The sequence below is a fragment of the Acidisoma sp. C75 genome (genome assembly GCF_054665095.1).
This window is the reverse complement of sequence record NZ_BAAFHD010000006.1, coordinates 96,386-110,814: the sequence shown is the minus strand read 5'-3', so window position 1 is coordinate 110,814 and position 14,429 is coordinate 96,386. Positions and strand designations below refer to the sequence as shown.

Below are 14,429 nucleotides of genomic sequence, written 5' to 3'. Positions count from 1 at the left end.
GCCAGGGCGGACGAGGAACGCGCCCAGGCCCCCTTGGTACAATCGGGCCACAGCAAGGGACGACCGTCGAGCGGCAAGGCTCAGCCGGCCCAGGCGCCTCCAGTGCGCCTCCTGCCACGGCCGTCGCCGCCATCGCGCAGGGCGGAGCGCTCCCGACCGGAGCCCCCGCGACGATCGCACTGGCAACCGGGGAAGCGGCAGCCGGGCAAACCGCTCCGAACGCACCAACACCGCGCCCGTCGGCGAGCGACAAGCTTGCCGCAAGCGCGCAAGGGGCTGTTGCAGGAGGGGTGACATCCGCCACCCTCCCAACCGCTCCCTCACAGGCCGCCGCTCCGGCGGGCCCACTGACGGGCGGCGCGCATGCGGCAACCAAGCCCGCTTCGGCTGCCCTCGGCACCCCGGTTGCAGCAGGCGTCGCGGCCGCAGCGCAGAGCGCAGCCGGTGGGCAAGCCGCGACGATGCCGGGAAGCTCTTCCACCCGCTCTCCTTCGGCGCCGCTGCCCCCGGCACGCGCTTCCGGCGCACAGCCCGCTGAGCCGAGCGCGGGCTCGACCGCATCGCCATCCCAGCCGCCAATCGCGGGGCTGAGCCAGGCGACGCCGGAGGTGACCGCCATCCGCGCGGTTGCGGCCTCGTCAGCGGCGCGCAACCTTCGCCCTACGCAAGATCAGACCGGCTCTTCGGTGACGCCAATCGGCGGGGCCGGCGTCCCGACCGCACCCGTGACGAGCGCAGCAGCGCCAAGCGGGGCCGCCGGCACTACAAGCCCTGTTGCGACAAGCACGCCGACGCTGCCGCCCGAAACGGTCACCAGCCTCGCCGCCTCCGTCGTGGCGCTCTCCCGCGGGGGGCGGCAGAGCGCGGAGTTGCGGCTTGACCCGGCAAGCTTGGGCGCGGTCTCGGTGCATCTCGCCATGATGCCGGGAAACGCGGTCAGCGTGACCTTCTCGGCGGCCGTACCGCAGACCGCCCAACTGCTCCACAACACGCTGGGCGACCTGTCACAGGCGATGGCCTCGGCGGGGCTCGGCCTCGCTCAGGCGCAGGTCGGTGGCGGACCGGCGGGCGGCTTCGGCGGCGGTAGCCAGAGCAACACGGGCGGCGGCCAGCAGGCCTTCCGCGCCTCTCCGCCGGCCGCGCCGAACAACGAGGCCGCCACCACCCCGCTCAGCGCCTCCGGCGCTCGGGCGATCGCATGACCTTCGACGCTCGACAACGCAGGAGCGCCTGGTAGATGTCCCCCACTCCCGAAAATCCGAATGCCGACCGGGTAGAGCTTGAGCCGCTCGAAGCGCAGGCGGAAGATAGTGCCGCGATCACCAGCCAGGCTCTCGTCGATCGCATTCCGATCGTCATAACGGTCGAACTCGGGCAGACGACGGTCTCGGTCAAGGAGCTGAAGAACCTGCGCAAAGGCCAGATCGTTGGTCTTGACAAGGCAATCGGCGATACGCTCGACATTTTTGCCAATGGGCAGAAGCTGGCCTCGGGCGAAGTCGTCGCGATTGGCCAGGAGCGATACGGCATCCGCGTCGTCTCCCTCGTCGAGGAAGGGGATCAGTCGGGCGAGCTGTTCCCATGAGCCGTGAGGGAATCACGGTCAACGCGTGGCTCGCCTTCATCCAGTTCTGCGGCCCGGCGCTGCTGCTCATGCTGGTGCTCGGCATTGCCATCAGCGTCCTGCAGACGGCAACGCAGCTGCGTGATTCCTCGTTTCCCTTCATCGTCAAGGCCGTGAGCCTCGGCATCCTCGTGAGCTTCGCAGGGAGTTTCATGTTGAGCGGCGTCGAGCACTACGCGGACCGACTGTTGCTCGCGATACCGGAGATTATCCATGGCTGAGGCGCTTCCGGCACGGCCTGCGCTGCGTCTTTCGGCAGGCGAGCTTGCTGGCCCGATCGTCATCCTGCTCGTGCTGACGATGCTCGTCGTACCGCTGCCGCCCGTCGCGATTTCGTTTCTCTTCGCGCTCAACATCTCCGCCGGCCTCGTCATTCTCGGCGCCAGCCTCTACATCGCTTCACCGGCGGAATTCTCGGCCTTCCCCTCGGTATTGCTGGCCACCACGCTGATGCGCCTCGCCCTCAACGTAGCGACCGCCCGGGCCATCCTCCTCCATGGCGCCACCGGCCCCGGTGCCGCGGGGCGGGTGATCGAGGCCTTCGGCCAATTCGTGGTCGGCGGCAACTACGTCGTCGGCGGCATCGTCTTCTTCATCCTCATCATCATCAATTTCGTCGTCATAACCCGAGGTGCCAGCCGCGTCGCCGAAGTCAGCGCCCGCTTCATGCTCGACAGTCTGCCTGGGCGCCAACTCGCGATTGATGCCGAGATCAACGCCGGCATGCTGACCCCACAAGCGGCAGAGAAGAAGCGCGATCTCCTCCGGCGAGAAGCGGATTTCTTCGGTGCCATGGACGGCGCATCGAAATTCGTTCGTGGGGATGTGGTGGCCGCCATGATCATCCTGGCGGTGAACATGATCGGCGGCTTGATCATCGGCACCGCGCAGGCCGGCTTGCCGCTCGCCGATGCGGCGCGGACCTATACGCTCCTGACGGTGGGAGACGGGCTCGCGGCGCAAATCCCCTCCCTCACCATCTCGATCGCCGCGGGTCTCGTCGTTACCCGGGTGAGTTCGAGCGAGGATCTCGGCCAGCAGATCCGGGCGCAGATCGGGCAGTATCCGCAAGCCCTGGCGATCGGCGCCGCCATCATGGCGGCGATCGGGATCATGCCAGGCATGGCGCACCTTCCCTTCCTCGGCATCGCCGCCGCTCTCGGCTTCGCCGCCTGGCGTCTCAGTCGTGCGACGCCGATGAACGAGAACGCGCATCTGCAGCCGAATGCGCCGGGGGCCCCGGGCGAGCTTAAGGTGGATACGGTAAGCGATGTCACCGGGGTCGATCCTGTCGGCATGAGCATCGGCTATGCGCTCACCTCGCTGATCGCGCCAGGTGAGGGGAAGTTGCTCAATCGCCTCACCGCCGTCCGCCAGCGCTACGGGCGCAGCATGGGCTTCCTGGTGCCGCCGGTGCATATCCGCGACAGCAGCGACCTGCCGCCGCACGGCTACCGCTTCTCGCTGCGCGGCGCGACCGTGGGCCATGGCGAGGCTTGGCCCGAGCAGTGGCTTGCGATCGAGAGCGCTCTGGTATCCGAGCGGATCACCGAAGGGCGGATCACCCGCGATCCCGCCTTCGGGCACCCGGCAGTCTGGATCGCGCCGAACCTCATCCCGCTCGCCGAGGAACGGGGCTATACGGTCGTTGATGCGCCAAGCGCGGTCGCGACCCATTTTGCCGAGATCCTCAAGCGCTACGGTGCCGAACTGCTCGGCCGCCCGCAGGTGGAAGGGCTGATCTCGCGCCTGGCCGAAACCCAGCCACGCCTTGCGGACGATATGCGCACCAATATGCCGATCGGGCTGATCCGGCAGGTTCTGCAGTCGCTCCTTTTGGAAGAGGTCCCGATCCGCGATTTCGAGCGGATCGCGGAAGCGCTGGTCGATGCGTCGAGCGTTCAGAACAAGGATGCGGAGGCATTGCTCGCCGCGGTGCGCATCCGTCTTGGCCGCTTCCTCGTCACGCCGTTTTTGGGCGCGGACCTTGTTCTGCGCGCCGCGGTGCTCGAGCATGGGCTCGAAGAGCTGGTCCTCAAAAGTCTGCGCGCCTCGCGGGATTCCGGTCTCGGGCAAGAGGTCGAGGCGGAGACAGCGGATTATCTGCGTCAAGCCGCCAGAAGCGCAGTACGCCAAGCCAATGAGGCGCGCCGCAAGCCCGTTATCGTCATCCAGGGCGGCCTGCGCCGCACGGTGGCGCGGGTGGTCTCGTCGATCGTCCCGGTGATATCGATCGAGGAAATCCCGGAGACCACGCAGATCCAGATCGTGGCGACCGTCGGCCCCGGGTCCGCTCATGGCTGAGATCCCACTCCCGGACCTGACGGATGCGACGCTCCGGGATCTTTACGGAAACTGGATCAAGCGCATGGCCCTGTTGGTGAAGAACCGCATGCCCTGGGCCGATCTCGATGAACTGCTGCAACTCGGTGCAGTCGGGATGCTTGAAGCGTTGCAACGGTACGATAGTTCGCGGGGCATCGAATTCCAAGCCTTCTGCGCCCGGCGGATCAAGGGCGCCATGATCGACGGCCTCCGCAAAGAAGGTGCCACCCATCGCGGGCAGACGGTCTTTGACGAAGAAGTGGTGGATGCCGCCGCGCTGATGAACGGCGACGCACCAGAAGATCCGCTGGCGCAACTCAGCCGTGCGGAAGACAAAAAGTTAATCAGTGAAGCGCTACTACTGCTACCGGCACTCGAATATCGCGTTTTGGCGCTACACTTTTACGAGGATATGAACAATCGTGAGATCGCGGCGATCCTCAATATCAGTGAAGGCTATGCCTCGCGCATCCGCAAGCGTGCCTTGCAGGCGGTCGCCCTTCATCTCGCGACTGCCGACAAGGGGATGATCCTACCATGTCCGTAATCATCGGCGTCGCGATCTCGATCGGCTTCGTCCTCCTGGCCGTCATTCTCGATGGGGACAACCCGAAAGAACTCATTGGCGTCTCCGCCGCGATGATCGTCCTCGGCGGCAGTTGCGGCGCGGTCATCACGCAGTTTGGCCTGGGCCGGTTGCCGCTGGCCCTCAAATCCGTCATCGCGCTCGTTAAGCCGAAACGGCGGGATATCGCCGCCTTCATCACCAATGTCGCCGATTGGTCCAACCTCGCGCGCGCGCAAGGCGCCCTGGCACTGGAAACCGTGCTCGAAGCCGAAAAAGACCCGTTCCAGAAGAAGGGTCTGCAAATGATTATCGACAATGTCAGTCAGGAAGATCTTCAGTCCGTCTTTACCATTTTGTCTGATAACGAATACCGGCAGGATCTGCGCGGCGCCGAGTTCTGGGAGGCTGCCGGAGGCTATGCGCCGACGATCGGCGTCCTCGGCGCGGTGCTCGGCCTCATTCACGTCATGACGCGGCTCGCTCACCCGAGCGAGCTTGGCTCCGGTATCGCCACCGCCTTCATTGCTACCGTCTATGGTGTGGGCTTCGCCAATATGGTGTTCCTCCCGCTCGGCGCGCGCATCGCAAGCGTCGCCCAGGCGCAGAAGGACGAGCGCCATATCGTCATCCGCGGCTTCATGCTGCTGTCGGAGGGCAAGTCCGGCACGCTGATCCGGCAGAACCTGCACAGCTTCTTGACCGACAGTGGCAAGAAACCCTCCCGCAAGGAAAATAAGCGCGATGGCGCTTTGAATGAGGCGGCGGAGCAGGCAGCATGAGCGACCAGCCCCTGCCTGACCACAAGAAGCCGAACCACGAACGATGGGTCATCAGCTACGCCGACTTCATGACCTTGCTCTTCGCGCTCTTCGTCGTCCTCTTCGCCTCTTCCACACGAGACCGGGTGAAGATGCAGCAAGAAGCACAAGGAATGATCGCAGCCTTTCATGGCATCACCCCCTCCTTGCTTCGCGAGATCGGCCGCAATTCCGGCGTGTTGAACCACCAGCCCTCGCCCATCGCCAAGCCAGTCGAAAACCCGGCGCAGATGACGCCGCGTAACCTGGCGCGGCCAAAGGATGTCGCCCCCGTCCACCCGGCGGTGAACCAGAAACCGCAGCCGCGGGTGACGATCCCGGTCGTGCGGCCGGCGGTGGAGCCGGTGCCCACCCACAAGCCCCAGCTCAGCCCGCCCCTCTCTCAGCAGATCGCGGCCGAGATGGCGGCGCTCGCAAAGCTGCGCGAGCAACTGGACAAGCTCTTGCATCCGCTGACCGTCAAAAATGCCGTCACCATCCAGGCGACGCCTCTGTCTCTCTCGATCAACCTCAACGCCGCCATCCTCTTCGACTCTGGAAAGGCGACGCTTCTTCCAGCCGCCCAAGCCTTGCTGACTAAAGTGGCGGAAAGCCTCAAGGCCCTGCCACCCCAGTTCACGATCGATCTTCAAGGCTATACCGACAATCAGCCGATCGCGACCGCGCAATTCCCATCCAACTGGTCGCTCTCCGCGGAGCGCGCTGTCAGCGTCGTCGCCCTGTTCGCCGCACAGCACATCGATGGAAGGCGGCTCTCAGCGCAGGGCTTCGGCAAATACGCGCCGATCGCAGACAATGCCACGGCCGAGGGGCGTGCCAAGAACCGCCGGGTGGTGATCGTCATCCGGGCGCCCGAAGTCAAATCTCCTGGAGGTGGATCATGACAAAGAAGCAGTCTTCGAACGAGAAGCCGAAAAGCATGCGCCGCGGCCTGGTGATCCTATCGATCGCCATCCTCTGGGCCGCCGCGAATCAGCCGGTAACGCTCAGCGTGACGTCGCTGATCGTCTGGGTGCTCGGCATCGTGACGGTCGGGCTGCTCGCCCGGGCAGCCTTCGCCGTCTGCGAACCGCTGCTCAAGCTTGGCATGGCGAGCTTCCTGCGCCTGCTGCAGCGCCCGCCGCAGACGGCCCGGAGCAAGATGTGAGTTTCCTCGTTGTTCAGCGTCCGACCGAATTAGAGGAGAGCGCCGAAGCAGGGGCTATCACGCTGCAACCGGCCGAACTTGAGCGTCTGATTCAAGAACGTACCGAGCGGGCTGTGGCCGAGCTGCGGGCAGTTGTCGAGGCTGAGGCCGAGGCGCGGGGGGCAGCGACGGCCGAGCGGGAGGCGACGCGGCTGCGTCTCGCGCAGGAGACGCAGATGGAGCAGGCCATGCGCACGATCGGCGCAATCCAGGCAGAGCTCGCCGCCCCCCTCGCCCAGAAGGAGCGTGCCCTGGCCGATCTCGTGGTCGATCTCGGCTTTCGCCTCGCGCGCCATTTGCTGCTGCAAGAGGTTTCGCTGAGCCAGGCCAGCGTTCAGGCGGTCGTCGAGCGCGTGCTCCAGCAGGCGGTGCATGAGCGCACGCATGAGCAGAGCATCGTGGTGCATGCCCACCCGTCCGACGAGGCGGCGCTCGCCCATCTCTGCCAGGCCGATCGCATTACGCTGCTCGCGGATGAGGCGGTGCAGCGCGGTGGGGCGCGCATCGAACTGGTGACGACGGATGGCGACCCCATCAACAAGGTCGAGTGGGATGCCGAAATCGGCAGCCGCCTTGAGGAACTGCGGCAGGCGCTCTCAGGTGCTGCCGCCGAGCCCTCCGCGGAGGGCGCTGGCTCGGGCCGACACGGCCAGGCCGCGGCGGCCGGCGAGCTCGCCGCCTGATGCTCGATCTGGCCCGGCTCGCAAGCCTGGTGGAGGAGCGCGCGGCACGCGCCTGCGCACATGATCCGATCTTGCGGTTCGGCCGGATCGTCCGCTCCGAAGGCGAAGTGCTGCATGCCAGCGGCATACGCGCCCCTATCGGCTCGCGCTGCATCATCGATGCAGAGGATGGCGCGCCGCGTGCGGCAGAGGTGGTGGGCTTCGGCGCCGGCGTGCTGCTCGTCATGCCCGAGCAGGGGATGCGGGGCATCACACGCGGCGCGCGGGTGCATGTGCAGAGCCAAGCGCCCTCCCCTCTCGTCGGCGAGGCCTTGCTCGGCCGCGTGCTGGATGCGCGGGGCACGCCGCTCGATGGCGGGCTGCCACCACTCGTCGATGTGCCCTGGCCGCTTTTCGGCGTCCCCATCAATCCGATGCAACGGGCGCGGATCGCCGAGGTCTTCGATGTCGGGGTTTCCGCGGTGAACGCGCTCGCGACCTTCGGCCGCGGCATGCGCGTCGGCCTTTTCGCGGGAAGCGGGGTCGGCAAGACGACGCTCCTCGGCATGATGGCGCAGCATGCCGCAGCGGAAGTGGTGGTGGTCGGGCTGATCGGCGAGCGTGGCCGCGAGATCCGCGAGTTCATCGAGGATCACCTCGGCAGCGCGCGGGAGCGCAGCGTCATCATCGCCTCAGCCGCAGACGATACCGCGATCGGCCGGGTACATGGCGCCTACCGCGCCGCCGCCATCGCCGAATACTGGCGCGCGCGCGGCCGACAGGTGCTGTTACTGGTCGATTCCCTGACCCGCCTCGCCATGGCGCTGCGCGACATCGGCCTTGCAACCGGCGAGCCGCCGGCGACCAAGGGCTACCCTCCCTCGGTCTTCGGGGCGCTGGCCGCCTATGTCGAACGCGCCGGCAACGGGGCGGATGGGCAGGGCTCGATCACCGCCATCTACACGGTGCTGGTGGAAGGTGACGATCATGTCGGCGATCCGGTCGCCGACACCGCGCGCTCCGTGCTGGACGGGCACATCGTGCTCTCCCGCGCCCTGTCGGAAGCCGCGATCTACCCACCGATTGACGTCTCCGCCTCGCTCTCCCGGCCGATGCCCGGGCTGGTGGCGCCCGGTCATTACCGTCTCGCCGCCCGCTTCCGGACACTCTGGGCGAGGCGGCAGGAGAAGCAGGACATCATCGATCTCGGGGCCTATGCGCCGGGGCGGGATCCGATCCTCGATGAGGCGATCCGCCGCGCGCCGCTGATGGAACGCGTCATTCGCCAGGATCCGGGCGAGGCGGTCAACCTTTTGCAAAGCCTCGGGCTGCTAGAATTGGCGCTCGCGGAGATGGCATCATGAAGAGCAAGACCCTCGATCGGCTGGATCTTATCAGAGCCTCGCAGGAGATGCGCCTGCTGGAGCAACTGGCGCATCAGAACAACCAGCTTCAGCAGCTTGCGCACCAACGGGAGGTTCTTGCCGCCTATCAGGAGAAGCTGGCGGAAGGCTGGCGCGCCGGCAGCACGAGCGATGCCGCCACGCTGCGCCGCGCTGCCTCCTTCTCCGCGGCCTCCCGCCAGGCCGGAGAGCAGATCAGCCAGATGCAAGCGGATATCGCCGAGCGTGTACTTGGGATGCAGGAAAATCTTGCTCAGTCCAAGGCCTATGAGCGCAAGCTCGCCGAGGCGCGGGATGCTGCGCTGCGACTTGAAGAGCGGCGCCAGCAAGCCCGCCGCGAGCGGCAAGAGGCGCCGAGCCGGCGCCGGGAAAATGCCTGAGATCGCGCCGGCCGTCCTCGCCGGCCGAGATCCGGCGGCCACCTGCCCCTTTTGCGAATGGATGGACTGAAGTCAGATGAGCGCATCCCTTTTCACGAATGTCGCGGCCAATATCAGCCTCCAGGAAGCGCAGATCAACACGCTGGAGCAGCAGATCGGCACCGGCTACGCCGTGCAGTCCGCGAGCCAGAACCCGAGCGCCTATGAAACCGCGACGGTCGCGCAGGACCAGATCGCCTCGCTCTCCACCGATAACGCCACGCAGGCAACGCTCCACTCGAAGCTCGGCAGCATCAGCAGCACCTATTCTTCCGTTTCCACCCTTTACAACTCGATCCAGTCGGTTCTGGAACAAGCGCTGAACGGCACCACGAGCGCACAGGATATGCAGACCCTGGCGAAGCAGGTGAGTTCCACGGGCCAGCAATTGCTGGGCCTGGCCAATAGCACGGCGCCGGACGGGACATACCTGTTTGGCGGCTCGCGCAACACGATCCTGCCCTTTCAGGCGAATGCCAGTGGCACCATTGTCTATATGGGTGATTCAGGCCAAAGCTCCGCCAGCATCACGCCCGATACCACCGCCCTGACCGTCGCCGATGGCAGTGCCTTCACCAATACGCTGGCCGGCAATGGCTACAGCACGATCACGGCGAGCGCGACGAATACCGGCACCGCCGCGGTCGCGGCCACAGGCATCGCCCAAGGGAGTGCCGCTGTCGCCTTCCAGGCCGGCAGCAGCGCGATCACGCTGAGCTTCGCCTCGGGCGCGAGCGGCCTGACCTATACCGCGAGCCAGAACGGCGCCACCCTCTCGACCGGATCCGTAACCACGGGCATGACGTTGCAACTGGCGGGGCAGGATTTCCAGATCAACGGAAGCCCGGCTGCGGGTGATAGCTTCACCATCAGCCCGAGCCGCCCGCAGACCGCCTTCGATCTGCTTTCGCAGATCTCCTCGACCCTGTCGAACGTGGTCGATACCCCCGCCTCCAAGGCACAGACCGCCCAGGCCCTTACCGGCGATCTAGCGACGCTCGCCCAGTATCAGCAGTCCCTGCTGACCGCGCAGGCGCAGAACGGTGTCACCCTGCAGGCGATCTCCAATGCCGGCACAAGCAACAGCAACCAGCAGACCGCGCTGCAATCAGCGGCGCAGAGTGCGGTCGCGGTCGATATGCCGAAGGCTATCACGCAATTGAACCAGACGGTGACGGCCATGCAGGCTGCCGAGAAGGCTTTCAGCTCCGTGCAGAGCCTCAGCCTCTTCCAATACATCTAAGGATCCCCCCATTGTCGGACGCGGTTTTTGTTGTCGGCTATTATCGGAGCGGCACCTCGGCGCTTTCGGGGATGCTGCAAGCCCTCGGCGTCGCCATGCATAACGATGCCGCGCCGAACGAACACAATCCGCGCGGCTTCTTCGAAATTCCCGAGCTGATCGAATTCGATGTCGAGCTGTTCGATCGTCTGGGCCGACAGTGGACGGATCTGCGGCCGCTTGACGACGGGTGGGATCGCCGCGCCGATATGGCAGCCTATCACGCGCGCGTCGGCGAGATTTTGCGCCGCCGCTTCGGGCAGGAAAGTCTCTGGGGCCTGAAGCACCCGCACATCTGCCGCCTGCTGCCGATCTACGAGCGCGCGGCCTCCGAGGCGGGCCATAAGCTCCACGTTATCCATATCGGGCGCGATCCATGGACGGTGGCGGCAAGCCAGGCGCACAAGAACGGCCTGTCGCGCGCTCATGCGCTGCTGCTCTGGGCATCCTATCTGGTGACGGCAGAGCGGAATGCACGCCATCTGCCGCGCAGCTGGCTGACCTATACCGAGCTGCTCAAGACCCCCACCCCCACCCTGCGCCGGGTGGAGCAGGATCTCGGCCTTTCGCTGATCAATCGCCGCCCGCAGGGCCTCCGCGAAGCGAATGCCTTCATCACCGCCCAGCTCGACCGCAGCCGAGCCCTTCCGCGCGATGGCTTGCTGCCCCCGCTCGAACGGCTGGTGGACGACATCTGGCAGGCCGTTCAGGATCGGGAAAGCGGCGCCGACGCCTGGGAGGGCTTCGCGCAGCGCACCAACGAACTGGTCGGCTTCGTCTCCGAACTCTCTGCCAGCCGCGGCTCCGTCATGCCCTGGCAAGCCCAAGCCCCGGCCGTCTCCACCCCGCAGATGGCGGAGACCCAGGCCGATGGCCTGCGCCCGGGCGAGCGGCTCGATGCCGGCGCCAAGGCAAGGCTGCTTGCCCGCCTGGAGAAGGCCGGCCCGCTGCCGCGGCTTTCCGTCTTTATCGCAGCGCCCCCACATCGGGCGCATGCGGTGGCGGAAACCCTCCAAGCCTTGCAGGCGCAATGGCACCGGCCGGACCACATCCAGGTTCTGTCCACCGATGAGCTGAACCTCCCCGATATCCCCGTGCTGCGGGTATCGGAGGAGCCTGGACGGCTGACCGAGGCGCTCTGCGATCTGCTGAACGCCCAGGCGGGGCAGAGCGATTACGTGGCCATCCTCAATGCCGGCGATCTGGTTGCCCCGGATGCCTGCCTCCGCCTTGCCTTGGAAGCGGGATCTGGCAAGCCGGACATGCTCTATACGGATGAGGTGGTGCAGCGCGATGGGGGCGCTTGGGTACGGCACAAGCCGGCCTGGGAGGCGACGCGCCTGCGGCAATCGCCCTTCGTCGGGGATTGGGTATGGTACGGCACCGCGGCGCTTGCCCGCATCGGCGGCTTCGATCCGCTCTCGGCCGGTGCCGAGGAATATGACGTGCAGCTGCGCCTTGCCGAGATTGATGCTCGCGTCGTGCGGGTGCCGGAAGCGGTCTTCACCCGCAGCCAGTTCAGCCGGCGGGACAATATCCCCTCCACCGTCTTCACCGCCCGCGCGGCGACCGCGATCGCGACCCATCTCGCACGAGGCGGCATGCCGGCCGAGGTTAAGCCGCGCGATCTGCAGGGCCTCTACCGCCATGAGCGGTCGCTCGAGGATCCCGGAACCACCCTTCTCCTACTCTGCGACGGCGCCGAGATCAGCGATATCGACCAGTGGCTGCGCCAAATCCTTTCGAATTCGGTGCTGACCGGCCCGATCATCCTGGCGGGCGCCGAGCTTGCCCCGCAGACCGCGACCTATCTTACCCAGATCATCGACAATAGCGCGGCTTTGGAGGGGAAGGTTCTGGCGGTTCCGCCCGTCGCCGACGCGCCGCTCGGCGACGTGCTGCGCCAGGCGATCGGCATGGTCAGCACGGCGCATCTGGCCCTGCTCGACGCCCGCGCCATCGCGGTCAATCCGGATTGGCAGGCGGGGCTCCGCTCCCGCTTCGCGGATCCGCGCGTCGCGGTGGTCGCCGCACGCGCCCTCACGCCGCTGCCGGGTGACGCGAGCCGCCTCGTCGTGCAAGGGCCGATCATCATCGGGGCCGAGGCCCGCCTTGGTGCTGGCCACCTTGCGGATGATCCGGGCCCCGGCGGATGGCTGGCGGTGGATCAGGAAGCGAGCGCGCTCGCGCCCCCCGCCCTGCTGGCGCGCACCGCGGCGCTCGCGGCCTGCAGCCTCTCACCGCTCTCTGGGGATGCGTTCTGGATCGATCTCGGCGCGCAGCTGCGGGCGGCGGGTCTTGCATTGGTCTGGACGCCCGATGTTTCCTTCGCCATCCGCGCCGGCACGGTGCGGCCAGATTTCGCGGGGCAGTTCCGCCAGGGCAGCTTGGCTGCGCGCGACCTGTCCTGGGAAGATCCCTTCCACCATCCGGCTCTCTCACTGCGCGGCGACCCGCTGGCCCCCGAGCAATGCCCGGGCCTCGTGCGCGCCGCGCCGTACGATGCCAACAGCCTGCTGCTGACCGGACCGATCGAATCGGCCCATCCCGCGCTCAATGCGGCGCGCGCGCTGCGCGCCACCGGGGCGGTGGAAGCCTCCTGGGCGCCGGGCGCGGCGCTGCCGGCCGAGATCGGGCGACGGGCTGCGGCGCGCTGGATCAGGATCGACCCGCAGGGGCCCGCGCTGCGCCATGCTCCGCCGCACGATGTGCTGCTCTCGCGGCCGCCCGCCGCGGGGGATAAGGAATGGCTGAAGGAAGCCGGGCAGCTCTACGCTACCTCACCCGGGCTTGCCGGGCTGATGCGCAAGCTCCTGCCGCCGCATCGTCAGGTCGCCCTCTGGCGGCCCGCGCTCTCGCGCCCGATCTGGGAAAGCTTCACTGCCGGCACCGGCATCAACAGCCGCCCCCGCATCCTGTGGGTCGACGAGGGGGTCGCGCCAGACTGGCTGAGCGAACTGATCAACCAGACGATGGCCGATGTTCTCTGGGTTATCGTCGAGAGGCCGGAATCCTCCTATGCAGGCTCCGTCACCCGGATCAGACGGCCGGACTCGGAACAGGGCTGGGCGCACGAACTCGCCAATGTCGCGCCCCATCTCTTCATCCGCCCAGTGAACCAGGATGCCGATGCGGTGCTGGACCAGTATCAGACGCTTCTGGCCGCGGCTGCCGGCTGCCGACTGATGGTGGATGACAGGCTCGATACACCGGCGGAACTCGGTGCCCTGCGCCTCGCCAATCGCTTCGCCGCCTGGCATCGGGCGATCACCCAGGCGGTCGGCGATCTGCAGGAGACCATCGCCCTGGGCCAGCAGGCACGCGCCGCCTGCCTCGCCCTGCCAGCCGCTGAGGAGGCGCTGCCACCCTGGGCCGAAATCGCGGCCGGTTCCGCAGGGTCCGGCCTGCAAGCGGCGGAATGAGGCTGGCGCGTCATCGGCAGGGGCGCAAGGCGACCATCATGCTCGCCTTCGCCGCGCTGCTGCCGCTGGCTGGCATCGGCACGGCCCGCGCTGCATCCGAAGACGCCAAGACCGTGACGAAGGCGGTCCAAAGCGCCGTCAATGCCATCGCGCCGCCGCATGCCGTGATCACTCTGGGGCCGGTGACGGGGGCACAGTATATGAAGCCGTGCCAGCGGCCTCTCGCCGTTACCATCAGCGGCACGCAGCCCTATCTCCAGGCGGCCGTGCTCTGCACCGAGCCGCGATGGACGCTCTATGTCAGCGCCGAGGTGGAAGCGAAGATCGCGGTGGTCGTCGCCGCGCAGACCATCCCCGCCGGCCAGCCGATCCGGGCGGAGGATGTGAAGCTCACGGAAGAGCCGATGTCATCCTTCGCCGGCCGGCAGGTTTTCTATCATACGGACGATGTTCTGGGCGATGTCGCCGATCTGACGCTGCCGGCCGGAACCCTGATCGTCGGCACCTCGGTGCAGCGCCCCATCTTGGTGCGGCCGGGGCAGATCATCATGGTCGATGTGCGGAATGCCGGTATCGATGTCACCCTCGATGCGCGGGCGGACGAAACCGGCCGGCTGGGCGATATGATCGCCGTTACCAACCTCTCCAGCGGCAAGACCTTCCAGGCGACGGTCACGCCCTCCGGCGCGCTCGTCGACCTCCAACCCTGACGGCGAATTT

At 66.9% G+C, this 14,429-nt stretch carries 14 protein-coding genes; all 14 read left to right on the top strand.

Going from position 1 to position 14,429, the window contains the following annotated elements:
- Positions 1-725 precede the first annotated feature (725 nt).
- The 14 genes from ACYQ7X_RS09780 to flgA all read left to right on the top strand — a co-directional run bounded on the left by ACYQ7X_RS09780 (position 726) and on the right by flgA (position 14,419).
- The gene (locus tag ACYQ7X_RS09780; RefSeq protein WP_459696824.1) at positions 726-1,202 is read left to right on the top strand and encodes a flagellar hook-length control protein FliK; all 477 of its coding nucleotides are present in this window, start codon (positions 726-728) and stop codon (positions 1,200-1,202) included.
- 35 nt (positions 1,203-1,237) lie between these two features.
- Positions 1,238-1,585, top strand: coding sequence for a FliM/FliN family flagellar motor switch protein (locus tag ACYQ7X_RS09775; RefSeq protein WP_459696822.1), 348 nt, complete (start codon positions 1,238-1,240; stop codon positions 1,583-1,585).
- The gene (locus ACYQ7X_RS09770) at positions 1,582-1,845 is read left to right on the top strand and encodes a flagellar biosynthetic protein FliQ (protein WP_459696820.1); all 264 of its coding nucleotides are present in this window, start codon (positions 1,582-1,584) and stop codon (positions 1,843-1,845) included. Before ACYQ7X_RS09775 ends, ACYQ7X_RS09770 begins: the two co-directional genes overlap by 4 nt.
- Positions 1,838-3,928: a flagellar biosynthesis protein FlhA gene (locus ACYQ7X_RS09765; protein ID WP_459696818.1), complete on the top strand. Its 2,091-nt coding sequence runs from the start codon at positions 1,838-1,840 to the stop codon at positions 3,926-3,928. Before ACYQ7X_RS09770 ends, ACYQ7X_RS09765 begins: the two co-directional genes overlap by 8 nt.
- On the top strand, positions 3,921-4,496 hold the full coding sequence (locus tag ACYQ7X_RS09760) for a sigma-70 family RNA polymerase sigma factor (protein WP_459696817.1): 576 nt from the start codon (positions 3,921-3,923) through the stop codon (positions 4,494-4,496). Before ACYQ7X_RS09765 ends, ACYQ7X_RS09760 begins: the two co-directional genes overlap by 8 nt.
- Complete coding sequence (locus ACYQ7X_RS09755; RefSeq protein WP_459696816.1) at positions 4,487-5,296, top strand: MotA/TolQ/ExbB proton channel family protein; 810 nt, start codon at positions 4,487-4,489, stop codon at positions 5,294-5,296. Before ACYQ7X_RS09760 ends, ACYQ7X_RS09755 begins: the two co-directional genes overlap by 10 nt.
- Positions 5,293-6,219, top strand: coding sequence for an OmpA family protein (locus ACYQ7X_RS09750; RefSeq protein ID WP_459696815.1), 927 nt, complete (start codon positions 5,293-5,295; stop codon positions 6,217-6,219). The genes ACYQ7X_RS09755 and ACYQ7X_RS09750 overlap by 4 nt, the downstream gene beginning before the upstream one ends.
- On the top strand, positions 6,216-6,482 hold the full coding sequence (locus tag ACYQ7X_RS09745) for a hypothetical protein (protein ID WP_459696814.1): 267 nt from the start codon (positions 6,216-6,218) through the stop codon (positions 6,480-6,482). Before ACYQ7X_RS09750 ends, ACYQ7X_RS09745 begins: the two co-directional genes overlap by 4 nt.
- Positions 6,483-6,595: 113 nt before the next feature.
- Positions 6,596-7,204: a FliH/SctL family protein gene (locus ACYQ7X_RS09740; RefSeq protein ID WP_459696813.1), complete on the top strand. Its 609-nt coding sequence runs from the start codon at positions 6,596-6,598 to the stop codon at positions 7,202-7,204.
- A complete protein-coding gene (locus ACYQ7X_RS09735; RefSeq protein WP_459696812.1) occupies positions 7,204-8,547 on the top strand; it encodes a FliI/YscN family ATPase in 1,344 nt (447 codons plus the stop codon). The genes ACYQ7X_RS09740 and ACYQ7X_RS09735 overlap by 1 nt, the downstream gene beginning before the upstream one ends.
- Positions 8,544-8,966, top strand: coding sequence for a hypothetical protein (locus tag ACYQ7X_RS09730; protein WP_459696811.1), 423 nt, complete (start codon positions 8,544-8,546; stop codon positions 8,964-8,966). Before ACYQ7X_RS09735 ends, ACYQ7X_RS09730 begins: the two co-directional genes overlap by 4 nt.
- A 76-nt stretch (positions 8,967-9,042) precedes the next feature.
- A complete protein-coding gene (gene flgL / locus ACYQ7X_RS09725) occupies positions 9,043-10,248 on the top strand; it encodes a flagellar hook-associated protein FlgL (RefSeq protein ID WP_459696810.1) in 1,206 nt (401 codons plus the stop codon).
- Positions 10,249-10,259: 11 nt separating this feature from the next.
- Positions 10,260-13,709, top strand: a complete 3,450-nt coding sequence (locus ACYQ7X_RS09720; protein ID WP_459696808.1) for a sulfotransferase — start codon at positions 10,260-10,262, stop codon at positions 13,707-13,709.
- Positions 13,706-14,419: a flagellar basal body P-ring formation chaperone FlgA gene (gene flgA / locus ACYQ7X_RS09715; protein WP_459696806.1), complete on the top strand. Its 714-nt coding sequence runs from the start codon at positions 13,706-13,708 to the stop codon at positions 14,417-14,419. The genes ACYQ7X_RS09720 and flgA overlap by 4 nt, the downstream gene beginning before the upstream one ends.
- The last annotated feature ends 10 nt before the right edge of the window (positions 14,420-14,429 follow it).